This is a genomic window from Pseudoalteromonas luteoviolacea, from assembly GCF_001750165.1.
GTDB lineage: Bacteria > Pseudomonadota > Gammaproteobacteria > Enterobacterales > Alteromonadaceae > Pseudoalteromonas > Pseudoalteromonas luteoviolacea_G.
In genome coordinates this window covers 744,240-763,390 of sequence record NZ_CP015412.1, presented here as the reverse complement: position 1 = coordinate 763,390, position 19,151 = coordinate 744,240, and the positions used below count along the sequence as shown (strand labels likewise).

At 40.5% G+C, this 19,151-nt stretch carries 9 protein-coding genes and 2 CRISPR repeat arrays (1 of these 11 only partly in view); all 9 genes read right to left on the bottom strand.

Going from position 1 to position 19,151, the window contains the following annotated elements; genetic code table 11:
- Positions 1-1,779 carry a cyclic peptide export ABC transporter gene (locus tag S4054249_RS23735; protein WP_063881483.1) on the bottom strand — a complete coding sequence of 593 codons (1,779 nt, stop codon included), beginning with the start codon at positions 1,777-1,779 and terminating at the stop codon, positions 1-3.
- Between the two features lie 35 nt (positions 1,780-1,814).
- Complete coding sequence (locus S4054249_RS23730; protein WP_046354127.1) at positions 1,815-4,223, bottom strand: penicillin acylase family protein; 2,409 nt, start codon at positions 4,221-4,223, stop codon at positions 1,815-1,817.
- 2,225 nt (positions 4,224-6,448) lie between these two features.
- Positions 6,449-7,916: direct repeats of the CRISPR family, unit length 28 nt; unit sequence TTTCTAAGCAGCCTGTATGGCAGTGAAG.
- Between the two features lie 150 nt (positions 7,917-8,066).
- Positions 8,067-8,702, bottom strand: coding sequence for a type I-F CRISPR-associated endoribonuclease Cas6/Csy4 (cas6f, locus tag S4054249_RS23725; protein ID WP_046358577.1), 636 nt, complete (start codon positions 8,700-8,702; stop codon positions 8,067-8,069).
- Between the two features lie 10 nt (positions 8,703-8,712).
- The gene (csy3, locus tag S4054249_RS23720; protein ID WP_046358578.1) at positions 8,713-9,738 is read right to left on the bottom strand and encodes a type I-F CRISPR-associated protein Csy3; all 1,026 of its coding nucleotides are present in this window, start codon (positions 9,736-9,738) and stop codon (positions 8,713-8,715) included.
- Positions 9,739-9,747: 9 nt separating this feature from the next.
- Positions 9,748-10,782 (bottom strand): type I-F CRISPR-associated protein Csy2, encoded by a 1,035-nt coding sequence (csy2, locus tag S4054249_RS23715; RefSeq protein ID WP_052961188.1) that lies wholly within the window; start codon positions 10,780-10,782, stop codon positions 9,748-9,750.
- Positions 10,779-12,287: a type I-F CRISPR-associated protein Csy1 gene (gene csy1, locus S4054249_RS23710; RefSeq protein WP_046358579.1), complete on the bottom strand. Its 1,509-nt coding sequence runs from the start codon at positions 12,285-12,287 to the stop codon at positions 10,779-10,781. Before csy1 ends, csy2 begins: the two co-directional genes overlap by 4 nt.
- Positions 12,277-15,687 (bottom strand): type I-F CRISPR-associated helicase Cas3f, encoded by a 3,411-nt coding sequence (gene cas3f, locus S4054249_RS23705; protein ID WP_046358580.1) that lies wholly within the window; start codon positions 15,685-15,687, stop codon positions 12,277-12,279. Before cas3f ends, csy1 begins: the two co-directional genes overlap by 11 nt.
- The gene (gene cas1f, locus S4054249_RS23700) at positions 15,684-16,697 is read right to left on the bottom strand and encodes a type I-F CRISPR-associated endonuclease Cas1f (RefSeq protein WP_046358581.1); all 1,014 of its coding nucleotides are present in this window, start codon (positions 16,695-16,697) and stop codon (positions 15,684-15,686) included. The genes cas3f and cas1f overlap by 4 nt, the downstream gene beginning before the upstream one ends.
- A gap of 95 nt (positions 16,698-16,792) precedes the next feature.
- Positions 16,793-17,623, bottom strand: coding sequence for a helix-turn-helix transcriptional regulator (locus S4054249_RS23695; RefSeq protein WP_046358582.1), 831 nt, complete (start codon positions 17,621-17,623; stop codon positions 16,793-16,795).
- A gap of 968 nt (positions 17,624-18,591) precedes the next feature.
- Positions 18,592-19,151: a CRISPR direct-repeat array (repeat unit 28 nt; unit sequence TTTCTAAGCTGCCTGTACGGCAGTAAAG); it runs 1,929 nt beyond the window's last position.

The following is a 19,151-nucleotide window of genomic DNA, read 5'->3' as shown; positions in this document are numbered from 1 at the left end:
TTACAGAGCCAGTGCATCACGCGATTGCTCGCCGATGTTTGTATTGTTGTTCGATTCAAGTGTGCTGGTTTGCGATTTGTCATTTGCCGCTTTTTGCCCCAATTCACGTAAAATCTTTGAATCGTCTTTGGACTGTCTCAGCTTTCCGTTATTCATCACCAAGATGTTGTCTGCGGTTCCAAAGTAGGCGTCATCATGACTGATAACGATAACCGCCTTACCTGCTTTTTTCATATTGGTCAGTATTTCTCGATAAAATACGTCTTTGAACTCTGGGTCTTGATCAGCTGCCCATTCATCGAATAGGTAAAGCTCTTTCTCCTCCAGTAAAGCAACCAATAAAGCGAGTCTTTTTCTCTGGCCATCGGACAAATCGATGGTGGTAAACTTGCCATCTACAATCTTCACTTTATGAGATATTTGTAGCATTTCTAAATAGCGCTGTGCCGTATCAATGACGTCGTCTGACAGCTCCATTAGTAGCTCATCAAACAAATGATAATCAGAGTAAATCGCACCAATTTTGTTGCGCAGGCTTACGATATTATCCGCGGTTACTTTTGTATCACCAAAATAAACCGAGCCAGCAGTTGGCCTGTAGTGCATTGTCAATAATTTACTCATCGTCGATTTACCTGAGCCATTACCACCAATGATAAAAGTTACTTCTCCTTTACGGATCCCAAAGTTAAGCGGGCCGACTTCAAAACCAGGCTCATCGTTATTTGACGGATATTGATATTTGATATCAGAAAACTTTAACTCGTCCCACTGCGCAATCTCGACTTCAGCATCATGACAACCCTCGTTTGGGATCTCATCTAACAGCTTCATCAGTTTTTTATATGAGATAGAAGCGATAGTCAGCGTTGGCACCATTGACAACATCACCGCAACAGGTCCTGTTACGTATAATAACGCCATGATGACTCCGACTAATTCCTCTTTGCTGATGGAGTAGTAATTGATAAAAATAAAGCTGATAGCGCCAATGACAAAGAAACAGATTAAATCACCAAAGCTCATTGTGGTTCTAATAATCGTATTGGCTTTTTTATCATTTTGTAGAATTTGTTCTTCACGCGTCATCAATGACTGATCGAAAAACAATGCTCTTTTTCTAGCATCGAGTTTTAGCTCTTTAGCACCGTAGATAAGCCCTCTAATTGAGTGTTGTAACTCATCATGCTTTTCACGCGAAAATTGGAAGATTCGACCACCAATATACATAGGAACCTGGTAACTAATTGCGCCAATCACGATAGCCATCATCACCAAGATGAACACATCCATATTCAGATACATTAAAAAACTCAACATACCTAACAAGGTGATTGCACTGATCAAAAGCGTTGGTAATACGGTACCGCCCGCCACAATACGGGGAACATCAATATTAATTGAACCTATTAATTTTGCAGAACCGATCCGCTCAATTTCAGACAGAGGTGCATTTGCAATGCGCTGGTAAAACTTTTTTCGAATGTCTTTCGATACTTCACTAGACACCCTAATTAACATGATTTCTGACACACTGCGCATAATTAAAATCAGCAAACAAGAGGCCAAATATAACCCTGCCATTTTGTAGTCAATCACATCGAACAACCAAAATGATTGAACTGAATTTGTCGTTTCAAGGCCTGAGCTATCAGGTGTAATGGTTGAAAGTACCAATGGAATTAACGCGGCATAAAAAATCCCCGCAAATGCACCAAGACTGATTGCAATAAATACCCTATTTGGCGCTTTTTTGGAAAATGTACTCAAAGTGCTCATAAATTTTTTCCTTGTTTAATCGTGAAGTTCAGGACTTATTCTTCTTGAGCTTGTGGTGTCACAAACCCCACCATGTCATCTGAAGCGAACTTCTCGACCATGTCATCATAATAAGGACTCGCGATTTGGCCCGACTGGCCAGTTGAATTCATCATCATGTGTTTTGTATTTGTTTTTTTCATTTCAATGATTTGGCGAAAACCACCACCAAAAGTGCTGATATAACCTTCGTTGACATCAAAGTAGCTGCCCGACACATTGACAGTATGCGCAGAACCACTTGCGCCAATCTTGCGCTCAAATAAATTGTTTAGCACTTTGACATCACTAAACGGGGTATGAGCGTAAAACGTGCTCTGCACTTCACCCCATTGCCAATCAGCCTGTGCACTGCCTTTTAATTTCACCAATTCTTGTATTGCATCATCAAGCGCGTCTAATGTAAGAGTGCGACAGGTCTCTGAGGCATCCGTTTTTACATTGTCACACCAAGGAGATCCTTGTGAGATAAGTGCAAGCAAATCATCACTCTCAAGTAGGTAAGGCAAGGCCAGATAATTACCATTTTTGCTCGAATTCCAAAATTCACTAAACTCATCACCAAAAATACGCTCTCTGATATGCCTCACCCAGCCATAAAAAATTGTTGCCCCAACACTCTCTTTCGATGCAACACCTTGCCATTGCTTCAATTGAGCAATCGCTTCTTTTTGTTGTTCATTGCGTGGCTTAACATTTTTCAAATAACCAAGTAGTGTTGTCGCCGACAGGTCTTTTTCATCTTTTTGCGCCGTCAACATCGACTCTACGGTAATAGGGATATTTTGGTTAATGCTTGAAGCCAAAATTTGTTCAATTCTATTTGCTCTATATTCAGGTGCAAAATTCTTTGAAATCAAATAAGGATAACCTGGATAAGCAATATCATTGTTGGCATTAATTAAGTAGCCTTGTGGCGGATTATAATATTTTGGCAATTCGCTAGATGTAATATATTTAGCCCACTCAGACGATGCTTCACCTGCCAGCATCGGCATACTACCATCACCTTTTTGTCTCACAGGGAGTTTACCCGCCCCAGTCATACCAATATTGTTCTGCATGTCGGCGTAGACAAAATTAATCGCAGGTGCAACAAGATAGTCCAACGCGTCATTAAACTCTTGCCAGTTTTTCGCGTAGCTCAGTTTATAAAATGCTTCAAAAGTTGTATCACCTGGCTGCAATGCAACCCAACGCATAGAGATGGGCATACCTAACCCTTGAATAACATCGCTGATCACTGGCCCATTGAGCGTGTCTCTGACTTGAATTTTCACCGTTTTATAAGGTGCACGTAACTCCGCAGGAAAGTCAGCTTTAATGTCAATAAGCTCAGTTCGCGTGTTAAATTTTTTCCATTGCCCGTTGTGAAGGTACTTACTCGGATCATATTCATTAAGCTGTTCAATGAATAAATCTTGAACATCGGCCATCATATTGGTGCCACCCCAAGAGATATGGTCATTTTTACCAAAAATGACAACTGGCAAGCCCACAATACTCATGCCATCGGCAGTCAATGATGCACCTTTTTGTGACACTGCATACCACAGAGAAGGAATTTGCAGAGGTAAATGCGGATCATTGGCTAAGATTGGCGCGCCAGACTCAGTAAATTGCCCAGATACAACCCAAGCATTACTGCCAACATATTTACCACCCACTTTTAGTTCAGACTCAATCGACTTTTGTAACGCAACAATATCATTGAGTTTATTGATTGTATTTGCGCTTAGCGACAGATCAGAAGCCACATAGTCAGGGTAAAATGTTTTCATTTGCGCAGCTGATAATTCTTGTGCGCCTATCAATTTTTGAATTTCGTTGGTGTAGTTACCAGCTAAGTTTAATGCAAATACCTTGCTCCACGCTAATGAATCAAGCTTAGTCCAAGGCTCTGGCTCAACACCCAATATAGAGAATTCAACGGGCAATTGCTTCGCTTCACGCATCCATGCATTGACACCATTTACATAGGCATCCAACGCATTTGAAGCCTCTTTACTAAGCATTGGCATTGATTCTTCTGCCGCTCGGTATAAACCCAGTGTTCTAAACCAAATGTCTTGATCTAATGCCTGCTTGCCAAACACTTCGCTCAAACGTCCCTGCGCAATACGCCTTTGCAGTTCAAGTTGCCACAGCCTGTCTTGAGCATGTGCATAGCCTGTTGCAAAATATACGTCTAAGTCGGTAGGTGCCGTGATGTATGCCACCCCGTTATCATCACGTCTGATCGATACTTTGTCGTTTACACCTTGTAGAGACTCAATGTCTTGGTTTGCTGGCAATGGCTCCAAAAATAAGTTATTGAAGCTGAAATAGCATAATAAGACTAGAGGCACCGCAAAAAATACGACTGCTCTCGATATCAATGGATACTTCGTAAAAGTACTAAACATGATTGCACTTAATCCTCTCTGTTTTTTATAAATGACCCCAATATTGGTTTGTAATATCAGGAGCAATATCAAGCTTCATGTTCCCTACAGCTCGAATTTTTTTGTTTTATAATTCCGTTATTTAACCAAGTAAAATTGACTCAATAACAGAACTGCACATTAAATGATTTTAAACGTATGATAAGCACCCAATACCCATTCCATTGAGAGGTATTCGATACAGTTCAATGACTTAGTAACCATATGTAACACTAATATTTCTTAGCTTTGCAGCAGTTCCCTGCCTGCAACTAAGGCACCATTTGGGCGATATACACTAGGCACTTGGAAATCACTGTGCTTAATGTCAGCGTTAATCTAACTTTGATGTTTAAATTGCCTTTAATCTCGGAAATTAACGCTCATACTCCATCTTTGTTGCTAAATTTCGCCAATTTTTAAAAAGTCAGCGGCATCACTGCTACACAAATAAAAGACACTCACCATGGTCATTCCGAAGATTTAACCAAGCATTCAGCGTATATTGGTTCAAATAAACAGCATATCGCACATGCCTCTTTGCGCAATTATTGTGGCGATGCACAAAGTGATTTTATCAATCAGTTTTATCCTATTTACTTGATATTACATTACCCATGTTCAAGTAGAACAGATGCAACCAATGCCAATATACTTATATTTGTACCTTATCAAGCTGCTCAACGTAACCTGTCAATAAACCTAGGTCGACACACAGCGCTTTACAAAAATGGGCAATGAAACCTCGCTTTTTCAATGAACATTTTGAATTTCAACCATCAATACCGAGCGTTACCAGTTATTCGCTAAAGTAGAGAGCATTGAACGGTTTTTAGGTCACAACGCATTGTTGCCGCCTTAGATACAGTGGTGTTTACGTACATCTTAAAGAAAAAGAGACAGATTAAACACTGCTAAAAATATCAGTTTTGTGCGTCGAGACATCAATGACACGGTTTAAAGCAGCAGTAATACCTGCAAAAACACCTTAAAGTTAGCTAATTTAATTTGTCTCACGCGTGAGTTATTTTAGATAGTTGGGCAACAAAATACTGACCAATCGGGTTGAAATACAGGGTTTTTTGGAGGTTTCTAAGAGGCTTTCAAGACTAGAAGATTGTTAATACCTAAACAAAGCACACAAAATAAAACAGCGCGTTACTCGATGCGCTCAAAGTCAAAAAATATAACGACGAAAGAAGTAATTACCCACTTACAATGTGAACATTTAAAATAAATAAGGTAATCGAATGTGATATACAATCATATACGACTTGCTTGGTTAATGATGGTTTAAAGTTATTAAGAACATGATTAATTGAAAAGTTGGTAAAGGGGTTAATAGATGGACAATGATACAGTGAGACAGTGAGACAGTGAGACAGTGAGACAGTGAGACAGTGAGACAGTGAGACAGTGAGACAGTGAGACAGTGAGACAGTGAGACAGTGAGACAGTGAGACAGTGAGACAGTGAGACAGTGAGACAGTGAGACAGTGAGACAGTGAGACAGTGAGACAGTGAGATAGTGAGATAGTGAGATAGTGAGATAGTGAGACAGTGAGACAGTGAGATAATGAGATAGTGAGATAGTGAGATAGTGAGATAGTGAGATAGTGAGATAGTAAAGGTTTTAGTGTGTGTAGAAACAACTCCGGCATTTGTAAGCTGCCTGTATGGCAGTAGTTTACAGTAGACATAGTAAATTACGCCACTTAGGCAAAATCAAAACTCCTATCTTAAACCCGTTATCCTGATGAATATCAGGATCCAGCTTCACTGCGTGCACAAGCAGCTCCACGTTAGACCTAACGACTCATCACGGCTAACAATAATACACTTCCTATGGGGCAGTAGCTTTCAGTAGGCATAACAAAATGCACTACTTAGATAAAATCATACACCTATCTTAAACCCGTCATCCTGATGAATATCAGGATCCAGTTTCACTGCGTGTACAAGCAACTCCACGTTAGACCTAACAACTCATCACGAATACATTAATAAACTGCCTGTGGGGCAATGAACCGGAATATTTCCAACACGGAGCTGAAATCCATCCATGGAGCTTGGTTACATCGGTCATCCATGACCTTATTCTAAGCGACTCACTCCTTACGCTGCGAAACTTCGTTTCGGTCACTCATCACCTAAGCTGCCTATTCGGCAGTGAAGTATTGCAATGCGGCACTCTGGCTTGGGAGTTGTTTCTAAGCTGCCTGCGTGGCAGTGAAGATAAAAGATGCTTTTTAAATCGTCCACTGGCATTTCTAAGCTGCCTGCGTGGCAGTGAAGATGAACCTCACTGCAAAAGAAATTGATGTTTTTTTCTAAGCTGCCTGCGTGGCAGTGAAGATCTATGCTCGTCGTTTAGCTGTTTGCTGATATTTCTAAGCTGCCTGCGTGGCAGTGAAGTGTTGATAGCTCCAGTCCCAGTTACGCCCCACTTTCTAAGCTGCCTGCGTGGCAGTGAAGTACTAAACGTGTCGTAAGTATATTCAGTAAACTTTCTAAGCTGCCTGTATGGCAGTGAAGAAGATACGTTTCAACAGATGCAAGGCATGTGGTTTCTAAGCAGCCTGTATGGCAGTGAAGGGTGACTGATCAGTTCACCCACAAAAATGTTATTTCTAAGCAGCCTGTATGGCAGTGAAGGTAGCTAACACTTTTGAGTACTTTATCTTTAGTTTCTAAGCAGCCTGTATGGCAGTGAAGGGTATTGCATATTTCAATCCACTAGGTCTAGATTTCTAAGCAGCCTGTGTGGCAGTGAAGGGTATTGCATATTTCAATCCACTAGGTCTAGATTTCTAAGCAGCCTGTGTGGCAGTGAAGCCGTGCCTGTACTCATCAAAATGGGCTTAGTATTTCTAAGCAGCCTGTATGGCAGTGAAGAGTTTTAACTTGGCATATCTCCAATGTCGTGGTTTCTAAGCAGCCTGTATGGCAGTGAAGTAGGCCGAGCATACACGATAGTTATGGACTTATTTCTAAGCAGCCTGTATGGCAGTGAAGGTAACTTTGTGAAAGCAAAAGTAAGTCTTAAATTTCTAAGCAGCCTGTATGGCAGTGAAGATGAGATCGGCCAACTGCTTTTCGTTCAGTTCTTTCTAAGCAGCCTGTATGGCAGTGAAGAGAGAACGCTGGGCGTGATAGTAGTGAGTTAGTTTCTAAGCAGCCTGTATGGCAGTGAAGTCAAATGCAACACCGTTTTTGCAGTGCTAACATTTCTAAGCAGCCTGTATGGCAGTGAAGAAAGTACAGTTTTAGGTGACTCGGTTACTAGTTTTCTAAGCAGCCTGTATGGCAGTGAAGACGGTGTTGTTTCTGGTATTCCACAGATAATTTTTCTAAGCAGCCTGTATGGCAGTGAAGGCAAATTTGCTCGTCAGGCAGCTGGCGCAAACTTTCTAAGCAGCCTGTATGGCAGTGAAGGCTCGTTCGCATAAGAGACGCCTTATCGCGTATTTCTAAGCAGCCTGTATGGCAGTGAAGCCATTGTATAGCTTGATATTTCAGCATCTAGCTTTCTAAGCAGCCTGTATGGCAGTGAAGAATTTCACTGTCTCTAAACTCACTGCTATTAGTTTCTAAGCAGCCTGTATGGCAGTGAAGGTGGCATGTAAGATAAAACGGCGTGACACTTTTTTCTAAGCAGCCTGTATGGCAGTGAAGTATAGAATAAATGAAAAAAGACTAGATGCAACAGACTATTAAGGTAAAAAAGCCTAGCTTTACCTTATTAAAAACAGCCTATCGCAACTCGTTGTATTTTATGCAGATTTTTAAAGAGCAAAAATAAAGGGTAAAAATACCCTTTATTTATTAGAACTGAGGTACGCACCCAAATACATTTTCATCATTTGCCTTCGCGTTCAACCCGTAACAGTCAAATGTGCCATGTGAATTACCCTCGCGTCCTTCCATGGTGATAAAGAGTGGGTATTTACTATTTGTGTCTGGTGTTCGAGTCTTAGTCTGTTGACTATGCAAAAAGATAAAAGGCAAATCGGATGGACCAGGTTTAGTCTCAGCGAGCTCTGTCATGCATTCATCAAACGTTTTGCCACTTTTTTGTGCTCGCCGCTTAGCACGCTCTTCCATATCTTTCTCAATCCTAGTAGGGCTTTTAACGTTTTTTCGTGTGAAACTCACATAGCTGACATCATCTGGTACAGGCTTTATCCCTTTAACATGTGCATAGTCTTCAAGCCGACCTAACCACTTAGCGATATTTAGCTTTTCAAGTTGCGCTTGGTCTTTAGCAAATAATCGTAATTTTGAACCCAGAGGAAATTTGGCTTTGCCATATTGCGGAAAGCCTACAGCAACAGCTGATTTATTTTTATCAACCTTGTGCTCAACAAGTGCAATATGCACCTGTTGAAACACGTTTTGCCAGATAAACCCAAGCGACACTTCAGCATCCGGTAATAAGGTGATTTCTTGGTAGTAGTTCATTTAATTACCCTTAACTTTCACCTTCACCAAATACGCCACCACGGATCAACATAGCCACTACAAAATGTTTGTCTTGCTCTGTTAATTGTGAGGATGTTTCGCTACTTAACCATTTCAATAGAAGTGTTTTAAAATCATTACGGGTTGAACGATAAGCAACCCCACGCTGGGTTACGGACCCATAAGCTTCAATTGCAATCGGTTTGTTTGTTTGCTCAAATTTCGGATACCAATCATCAATAGTACGCAATGCATTACCTATTTTTTCACAATGCATTGCAGCGACGTTGTCTTTGCCCTGCACTCCATTCAATGAAAATAGATGACGACTTTTTTCACCTTTGGCTGAATTAAGCACCATTTCTTGAGAAGGCCAAACTCTTTGTGCATCTCCCAATTGCGCGAACGCTTCGACTTTCAGCACGGTATTTTTTTCTCCTTTAAAGCCAGCCAAAATCAACTGTGCTAATTGAGCAACATCTTTATCATTCGTCGTCGTTCCTGAGAGCGGAAAGTCATAGGCATTAAATTTCAATTTGTTACTCAACTCACTAGTCCCAACTAAGATCTTTAGCTGTTGAGCATTGACTCGATTGCGCCATAAAAAGCGCCCATTGGCTATATTGTAGGCATAACGAGCCGCCAGCTCTTGCAAATCATCTTGAACATAACCTGCTATCACTTCATTAAAGCGACTTTCAAATTCAACATTGTTACAAACCGTTGGATTTTGTATGCCTGCAACCACTCGTAAACTAAAGCTCAAACGCAACGTATCTTGACCATGATTTAAGGAACCATCATCGCCCCATGATAAGTTTGCCTCTGCAATTTGCTTTTGTAGAGCTTCTTCGTCCTCTAATACTTCCTGTGTAAAATTACTCTTTACTGCTCGATTTCTTCTTTCAAACAATTCGATTGGCTGCCATTTTTTATCGTTACCGATATCTTGCCAGTCCCCTGAAAACATGATGCCATCTGAAGGCTCTAATTTACGATCAAATGCTAAAACGCTAGGTAATTTAATTGTGCTCATAATTCTTCCTTAAAATAAATTATTAATTAAATCTGTATTAGTTGAAGGTTCGTTGTTGTCACTACTAGGCTTAGATTCTTGTTGGCATAAATACCACTCACCATCTTGGTTATAACGCCAAATATATTCAGAAAGTCGCGTTACTTTGTGCATGCTTAGCCATTCTGCAACGCTATGAACAGCTTCAACAAAATTAACCGCTTTTATATCCTGATCTTCAGGGTCTGGCTTAACGCGCAAGCCAATCACTTCTTCTTTAGTAAGTGGCTGTGCAATCGCTTTGTAACCTGCCATTATCGGAACTAGGTAGCCATCAAATGGTTTTTTTAAATACTGCCATGTAGCATCTGTTTGGTCGTTTGTAAGTGTTTGCCCTTCTGCTAACTCTGGAGTCGCTGTAACTTTTAAAGCTGAAAAGTCTAACCAAGCGGCCAAAGGTGCTGATTCATTGTTTTCAACAGCTATCTTTTCGGTTTGCTTTTTTAAGTATTCACTTTGGTCTTTTAATACAAATCCCGGCATACATAAACGTTTAATATGCGATAGTTGCTTACTTTCATCTTGTGAATTGTTGGCTCGGAACAGTTTGACTTGACCGATCGATAGTACACTGCCACCAGCAATTCGCATGTTTAAGCACATTGCTTTTACTTTATTTTCAAGCTCAGTAACTTGGTCTGTAGTCAGTAAAAGTGGATCACTTAGCTCCAGTACTAAACTTACTGTGGCATTTAGCTTTCCTTCTTCAATAATTGGCGGTGAGGTAGCCTTGTGTTTGGCAAGCACAGGAGGGTTTTTACTCTGTAAAAATTCAAAATCTGCGTAAGGTTTAGGTTGATAAACTTTATTACTCACCTTATTTGAAATAACCATACAACCAACAAATTCGGTGTTATAAGTACCTTGATAGTTAACTGATATTTTTCGACTTAAGGCATGGGTAAAACCCAAAAACTGAGTTATCGCGGGAAACCCCCAAGTAAAACCAGCAATTGCATTGGCGTTTTGCACTTCAATTTTGCTCAATACTAAATATTGGCTCATTTTGAAACCTCCTGTATAGCAATAAAGCTACGTAACTCTTGCGAGAATAGCTTTGCCCATAACTCCAAATGAATTGTGCCAAGCTTAAGTTGCTTCTCATCCAATTGCTTGTTTAACCAGCGAGCAAAATCTTTGCTGATCACAGTTTGCCAATTACCTGCAAGTTTTTCAGCTGCAACTTGCTCGTCATCACGATAAGGTTCGAACATTAACTGATAAGGCAAAGTAAATTTACTTGCTTTTGTCCAATTTGTATCTTCAACGGTATTGGCCAACATCACTTCATCAAATAGGACATAAATAATCGCCTGAACTTTTCTGGTGATTGCCGCAGCGCGTGCAGGCTGGCTATCACTTAACTCTTTATTCTTTAATAATTTTAGATATTTATTCAAATCTCTTAATTCATTCTTAGATAAAAAACTCAAAGCTTTATAAAGTGCTTGGTAGTCTAATTCACAATAGCTTTTACCTTTCGATCGCCAGCTTGGCGGCTGTGAATAAAGTAGTGTAATCTTGCCTCCGCGCTTGCCATTTAGTGATGAAGCATTAGAGTGATTAGAACCGGTAATATTGAGCTTTGTCTTGTTTGGATAGCTCACTACCGGAATTTCACTAAATTTATTGTTTCTGCGCTGCTCTCTCGCTTTTGTTTGTTCATCTTCAAAGTACTGCTTATGTTCATTGTGTAATGCCTGCGCCAGTGAAGAAGACATGAGAGGTAGGAGTAAATGGTAATTTTGATCGCCAGACGGAAAAAATACTTGCTTAGATAAAAAGTAACTTTGTTTTACATCACTATCGTAAGCCTGTTTTAAACCCTGCACCCATTTAACAATTTGCTCACTATCGTCAGTGAACTCAGAAAACAATGAAGTATCCTCCACTTTTAAACAATCTAAAACTGAACACCCGTCATGCTCAACTTTTAAAATATCCGCCACTGGCAGTGACGCAGCATTAGACGAAGCGGTATCTATTTCAGGATCACTTAATGAGTTAGTGGTTAAATAACGTTTATCGGAGCTTAACGAACTATCTAAAATGCTCGACCCCTTTGAACTTGAGTGTGTTAATTTAGCCACATGTGTTGCAAAACTAATGTCTTTGGCTTTTATTGCCCATTCATCGAGCCAATTGGCAGGCTTATGCTGCGCTTCTAATTCACTAACGAACTGTAAATACTCAGCTCTCAACTCACTCAACTCTAAATCAACAATATCTGCATCGAGCAATTCTAGTAAGTTGTGATATTTCTGTTGTTGAAACATCAAAGCGGTTTGATCTTTAGCCTTTTTCGCTTTTTCAACTAATTTAACAGCTTCATTTTTGTCGGTCAGGCGTTTCACAATACCCGCTAAGCGAATATTTATTCCTTTGCTTATTTCATTCTTTTTTTTCTGTGGTTTAGATTTTAAATAATCCTCATGCTTTTTGTCTCTACGCATTGCTAAATAGACTTCTATCCCTTTAGCAAGCGCCTGCGAGGTTTGCTTACTTATCATTGTTGCAATCATCCTTAGTTAATAACTTATAAATTCCAAATTCAGCTTGGAAAAACCACTGCTCAATACTTTCTTTATCGAACTCTTGTAACGAAACATGGGTATAAATCGTTAAAGTTTGCTGTTCACTCTTTCCTAGCTTTTCACTCAATGCCTTAACTTGTTTTGATAAATCAAATTGGTGCCATAGGCTATTACTAAAAGCCATCGCAACGGGCTCTGTGGGGTTCTCAATATCTTTAGTGGGTTTATATTCTGTAGGGTATACACCATCTTCTTTTTTTAGCCATAAATAGCGATGCGTTCTTTCGGCAAATCCTAAAGAATAATCTTCACTTAAATGTGATTCCCTAAATGGTTGTAAGCGCTGCATTTCACCGCACCAACTAACATCATGCTGCCACCAGCGGGCAGCATAGATAATAGAGCTTCGGCTTCCATACAAATTAATACTTTGCGCTGTATGCTCAAGTTCAACAAAAGTCTTAAATTTTGGTGGTGAATCATGTGTCAAATTAGGTTGGAGAGGCTTTAATATACGAGTAGCGGCAGAAATACTATCAAGCGCTTGCTCGGTATTTAATTCATTAAGATCTTTAGAAAAATATTGTACTAACTTTGTCTCAAAGCCTGGTTTCTCAAAGCACAACAATTTTTTTAATAAACCTCTATAGTTTTGAGATAATACATGAATATTATGAGTTTTCGGTGTTTGTTTTCGATGGCGTTGTACTCTTCCAGCTAATTGTATTATCGAGCGCATTGAGCTTGGCTCAACTACCGCCCAATCATAATCGTGATCGCGCCCTACCTCAGCCACAGAGGTCGCAAGCACAATGAATATATGGTTTAACTCAGCTGTATTCTCAATACGTTCAGTTACCCCTGACTCCTGTGCCCATTGCTCAGTATCATGTCGTTTCAACGCCTTATCTAACATTTGCTCAATAGCTGTGCGTTGTAATAACGGGTATTGACCATGGTAAACACAATAATGAATACGTGTATTAGGAGGTGCCGCTGTGGTAAATAAATGTTTGGCAACCTGTACTAGAAGATTAATGTTAGCCATGCGAACTAATCCAATTGATACTTTCTTATCTGCTAATTTCACTGCTTGCGATACGTGCAGTTCACAAACCGACTGATGAATGCGTGCAGCCATCGCTTCGCTATAGCTGTCCATCCCTACAGAATCTATATCAACTAACTTAGCTTGCCTCAAGCGTAAGTCACTTTTGACCAGTGCCTTATCACGCTCAATAACAAATGACTCATGCTCAGTTGCAAATGTGCTGACAGTATCGATTAGCTCACTTTTTGGTTTATTGCATTCATCGAACCAAGCACAACAAACCTTGCCTTGAGTGTTTTTATCACCATTCGCTTTTGTATATTCAAGCCTGCCCTGCTGATAGGCTTCAAACAATGCTTCGGCTTCACAAGGCATAATCGTTGCCGTTGAAATAAGCACCTTGCTACCCAACATCCCAGCCCAATTAACCAAACGACATAGCGCAGGGAAATCTGCTGAATTAAAATCATCAGGCTCATCTAATACTAAATCAGAACTTAATAAACGCAGCATTGGAGCTATTTGTCTACCCCCTCTAACCCCCTCTGTCGCAGGGATCAGATAATCAATCGTGCTTACTAAAATAGGCGCATGTAATAGCTTCAAAATTTTAGAGTCATGCTTTAACCAAGAAAATGATGCTAATTGCTCTAAATCAATTTCGCTTAATAAGTCGAGTTCATCTTTTAGCAAGGATTCCGCTGATTCACTGCCTTTATCAACCTCAGAACTCTCATCTTGCGATAGATCGATTTGCTGTAAATCCCTAACAGCTTGCGAACCAACAAGTAATGCAACTTTTTCTCGCGCTTGCTGCTGACTTTTTACATCTTCAGAAAATAAATCCTTTCTTAATGCCTTTGCTGTTTGAATTGATAAAGTCCTGAGTCCTAGCGCAACATTAAAGCGGCATTCGTCTGGTTCAGACAACGCATACATTATCTTTGCATTCGCACGCGTTTTTCCTTTTCCCGTAGAGGCCATCGAAATACCAAAGAAGCCATAATCTTCTACTTTTTCTTTGAGAGAAGCTGCCAATTTAACAGCTTCATCTTGCCAGGAGAATTCATCATGAATATGTTTTGGTTTTTTCGCTACTGGCGTTTCTAGCGCTTTAACCTTACCCAGTGTATTGAGTTTCGACTTAAATCCAGCTAAGTCACAGGCAATATGATATGCCCGCTTACCTACATTAATATTATGTTCATCGAGTTTTTGCTTTAAGTACCGTTTATCTTTTTCATCTTTATCTGTATTTGCATAAGCAAGATAGTTTCTATCTGAGTCTTTATTAGTAATATCTTTACGTGAAGATTCACCGTGATCGGCCAACATAAGGGAAAGGCGCGCTAAATGCTGAGTGAATAAATTGTGGTGCCAATCATTGGAAAACAACCTTTGACACTGTAACGACCGTTTAGCGACATCAGAAACTGCTTTCTGCCAATCAGAACTGTTAAAAGGCGTACCTAACGGAAATTGCCAATTGACAGTAATTTGTTCTTGAGACCAATCTTTATCTATTGCTTGCGGTGAATTCCAGCAAGGTTCAAAGACAGATTGCCATTGCTCAACACTCTCAATCGATGGCTGATTTTCAAGAAATTTGGGAAACTGAGGTAATCTATGATGAGAAACTATTAACCACGCCACCATTTTGGCAATTGGAGGTAATGTTACAAATGGACTGGCAATGCTCTTTTCCAATAAATCATGGTATGCAGGCAGAGCTTGCTCTAGTTCTTTCGCGGTATTGATATTGATAGAGGCTAACGCTTGCAACCATTGTTGATCGCATTGTTCACCAACAAATGCCTGGAATATCCTTAAGGACACCCACTCATGACGCAGGGGTTCATAGTTTTTTTTACCTGAGTTAGCGCTTAAGTTGAACTCCTTTCCCTCTTCAAGCTCTATTACACCCAACTTAATTTGAAACAGTTTATTCGCCTTACCTACATCATGAAAAAAGCCGGCTATTGCAGCAAGATTAGCTATCACCTCTGTATTTAATGCAAACTGTTCTTTTACGACTAAATCTTTTTCAGTTCTATTCACCGGCACCACGCCCTCCAAATTAAACTTCCTCTTATTCCCCACAACCCACAAAAACTGGCTTCGGGCACGGCTTCTGATCCAGTGACAGCTTACAGCAGTGCTGCGGCTAGCGGTTTTACGCAGCATCTTTTTAACAGTATCGAGCCCGTCTTGGGTGATCACTGTTTGCCATGTGTTATCACCAATGCGGTTGGCAAAGGCATCAAGTACCCGCCTGGTTTTCTTGAGGGCGTTTTTCTCGCATTGAGATACAAATGTGACCATCATAAAGCGTCACCTTTTTGATTATTTTCAATCTCATCAATTTGGTCTTTACTTAAATCTTGCAATGCCACTTGCTTTACTTGTTCGAACATATAATCCAGTGCTTTGTGATCGGTAAACGCTTGTAGGATTTGTTGGCGGAACTCTTGCTCGGTGGCGTTTTCTTTGGCACAGATAAATGCCCACGGCAGTACTAAGGCATCTTTGATTAAATCTGCAATGTCGAATACCAAAGCTCCGCGGCGGGTTTTGCCATGCATCACCGCAAAACCATGAGGAATACCTAACACCCAAAGTGTGCAAGCGGCTAAGCCATATGCTAAATAATTTCCGTGATTTAAAAAGTCGTTAGCCTTACCTATATCTACAGACTTCGATGACTGATGCTGGCGCTTAAAGCCCTCACAATTGGTGGCGTTGGCCGCATATTTATAAAGCACTTTGGTGAGCTGCGCTTCTGTGAGCAATAAAGCTTGTGAGTTTGTCGCGGCTTCCGTTCGTGTAAAAAACGTATCCAGCGCGGTTTGAATAGCTTTATCGTCAAAGTTAAAGCCTTCATTTTTTAAGTCTCGGTCTTTTTGCCAAACTTGCTTTAAAAATGCGATCCGTGCCTGCTGAAAATGCTTTGCAGCATCTAAGCGCTTTTCATCATCAAACCAGAAACCCATCCAGCCTTGCAGGTACTCTGTTGGTCGATACTCATTTTGCGGTGTCATCCACTCAATTTCACAACCCATGTATAAAGGGGTTGCGCCACCACCACAAAAGCCCACTAAAACGCCTGCTTGAGCAAGCATGCGCATCGCCGCTTGTGTAATCGAGGTACCATTACCCAGCAAAATAACCGTGGTGTTGGCAATAGGGATATTAAAATAGAGATTCTCTTTGGTGGCTTCGGTCAAATATAAAACGCGGCCATCTTTTTGCATCACGCGGCAATATTCTAGATAAAATAAGTTGGCACGTTTTGAGTGCAAAATGGCTTTTAAATCGCTAGGGCTAAAGTCTTCCATTGTCTTCCACTTCCTTTGGGTTTAGACATAACCTACTGTTATCTATGTGCAGCTTCAATGCTGCACTTTTGATCAGTTAAATTTTTTACAGGTGTTTAGTTCCAAAGTAGCTTTTGCTTTCTTAGAGTTCGATAGCAATCTGGGTCCATCACAATTTGCTGGGCTTCTGGGCTTGGGTGTTGCACATCTAAACGTAAAATACTGATCAAATAATTAAGCAGCGCTGCGTTGGTTCTCAGTTGCTTTTGATTACCCGTCATATCAAAGTCATGGGCAATGACTTGCTGGGCATAGTCGCTTAAACGCGGATCTGGCATGATGGTTAGCGTAACTTCCTGTTGCCATGCTTCATCATCTTGTTTGTACTTTTGTGCCTTACATTTGAATTCAGGGCACGCAGATAAAATGCGAGATAATGAAAAATCTCGAAACCCTTTTGCATCTTCGCAATACGCTCTTAAGTGATAACGCAGGCCTGAGTTCACAAGAGTATGTGGGCGAATAATGCGCTCTGCTTCTCCACCATCTTTTATCGACTGATAACGGATATCAAGTACACTTTGCCGGCGGCAAGCGTTTAAAATAGGACGCAAAATGGTCGGATTTAATTTTCTATGAGGTAGAGGCAGAGTAGCAATGGTCGAGGTACTTAAGTTGTGAACATACTGCTCACCAATTAAGTTGGCATACTCGTTAAAGTCTTGGGAAATATAGTTAGGTGTAAAGGGGGTTGCCAATACATAGGCTTTTTCAGACTCATTGTAATGCGCATCAATTTGATAACGGCTGATAAAGTCTGTTAGATAGCGCCGAGCACTGGGTCTTGATAGTTTAAATTTATCTTGAAAAGTGCCTGTTTGGATCTCTCCTTGCCAAAATAACACCGCCTCAATGTATCTAAAATATTGCTCTTCCTTAGCTTGCATAAATCACTTTTGGTTAAATCAAAGTGAAATAAATGTATCAAAACAAAAACAGGAAGTCATTGATCAGCGACAAAAATTAGCCACAACACGCTATCTTTTTACTAACTCAAAATCTGGTTTCGTCTACTCATTGAACCGCTATTGTCTGCTAAGTTAAATCATATAAACTAAAAAAATAAGTTAAGTAACCAATGGGTAGATTACCAACAGTTAACATTCATCATTTGCTTGATATGATATTCACTCGTGGTTATAGCTTACTCTCATCAAATCGATGGTACCTATTAAATACAATTGGTTGCATGTTTTATTTGTGGCTAATCGAAGACTGGCTCACTGCAATAGTTGGCGCACCAATCATTGGCGCTTTAATAACATTAATGTTAAACATAGCTCTATTTTTCTTAGGCTTGTTATCTGTCAGTTTTCTTGTGTTATTGCAGGCTGTATTCACCGTAATAAATACCATTTTTCACAAACCTACCAGTGAGAATCGATCTCGATTTCCATGATGCTCGGCTTAAAGAGAAATTATGTTTACAAGCTTTATTAATGGCCTCTCATCGAAAAAGCCAATGGTTTCCGAGGCAAGCTCGGAATGACGGGGGTGAGAAAGTGTAGACTTGTGGGTACGTGCTTATATGGCATTGTAAGTGAGTGTAGGTAGCACGGAGCTGACATCCATCTACGGAGCTTGGTTACATCGAACATTCATGACTAAAGCGGCTTTAACAACGCCTCTCTACGCGCCGTCATCCTGATGAAAATCAGGATCCAGTTTTACTGCTTTGCATAAGCAGCTCTTCGTTAGGCCTAACAATTCTGTACGAATACGTTAAACTGCCTGTAGGGTAGTGAAGGAATGTACAAAGCTAGTACAGAGTTGAAATCCATCCATGAAGCTTGGTTACATCGGTCATCCATGACCTCACTTCTTCGAGCTGCGAAACTTCGTTTCGGTCACTCATCACCTAAGCTGCCTGCTCGGCAGTAAAGTCGGTATGTCATCAGTGTTTTGAATGCTGCACGTTTCTAAGCTGCCTGCTCGGCAGTAAAGAGGCTAATATCGTTGAGGCAATAATTGCCAAATTTCTAAGCTGCCTGTACGGCAGTAAAGCTCTTGCTATTCCTCTTGACCATTTATATTCATTTCTAAGCTGCCTGTACGGCAGTAAAGGCATCTAAGTGCTTAATACTTTGCTTGTTACTTTTCTAAGCTGCCTGTACGGCAGTAAAGCGTTTTGCATACGTTGTGCAAATACGTGCATATTTCTAAGCTGCCTGTACGGCAGTAAAGTCATTTGCTGTATAAGTTCGTCTGCTCTGTTATTTCTAAGCTGCCTGTACGGCAGTAAAGTAACTCAATCACAAACGGGACACGTTTATGCATTTCTAAGCTGCCTGTACGGCAGTAAAGCTCGGAGTAGATTATCTTTGCCGTGTTTTGTATTTCTAAGCTGCCTGTACGGCAGTAAAGAAAATAGAATGAAGATAGGCACGGGCCATGATTTTCTAAGCTGCCTGTACG

Coding starts and splice junctions, on each gene's coding strand:
- S4054249_RS23735 (WP_063881483.1), bottom strand. CDS start 1,779: ATGAGCACTTTGAGTACATTTTCCAAAAAAGCGCCAAATAGGGTATTT.
- S4054249_RS23730 (WP_046354127.1), bottom strand. CDS start 4,223: ATGTTTAGTACTTTTACGAAGTATCCATTGATATCGAGAGCAGTCGTA.
- cas6f (WP_046358577.1), bottom strand. CDS start 8,702: ATGAACTACTACCAAGAAATCACCTTATTACCGGATGCTGAAGTGTCG.
- csy3 (WP_046358578.1), bottom strand. CDS start 9,738: ATGAGCACAATTAAATTACCTAGCGTTTTAGCATTTGATCGTAAATTA.
- csy2 (WP_052961188.1), bottom strand. CDS start 10,782: ATGAGCCAATATTTAGTATTGAGCAAAATTGAAGTGCAAAACGCCAAT.
- csy1 (WP_046358579.1), bottom strand. CDS start 12,287: ATGATAAGTAAGCAAACCTCGCAGGCGCTTGCTAAAGGGATAGAAGTC.
- cas3f (WP_046358580.1), bottom strand. CDS start 15,687: ATGATGGTCACATTTGTATCTCAATGCGAGAAAAACGCCCTCAAGAAA.
- cas1f (WP_046358581.1), bottom strand. CDS start 16,697: ATGGAAGACTTTAGCCCTAGCGATTTAAAAGCCATTTTGCACTCAAAA.
- S4054249_RS23695 (WP_046358582.1), bottom strand. CDS start 17,623: ATGCAAGCTAAGGAAGAGCAATATTTTAGATACATTGAGGCGGTGTTA.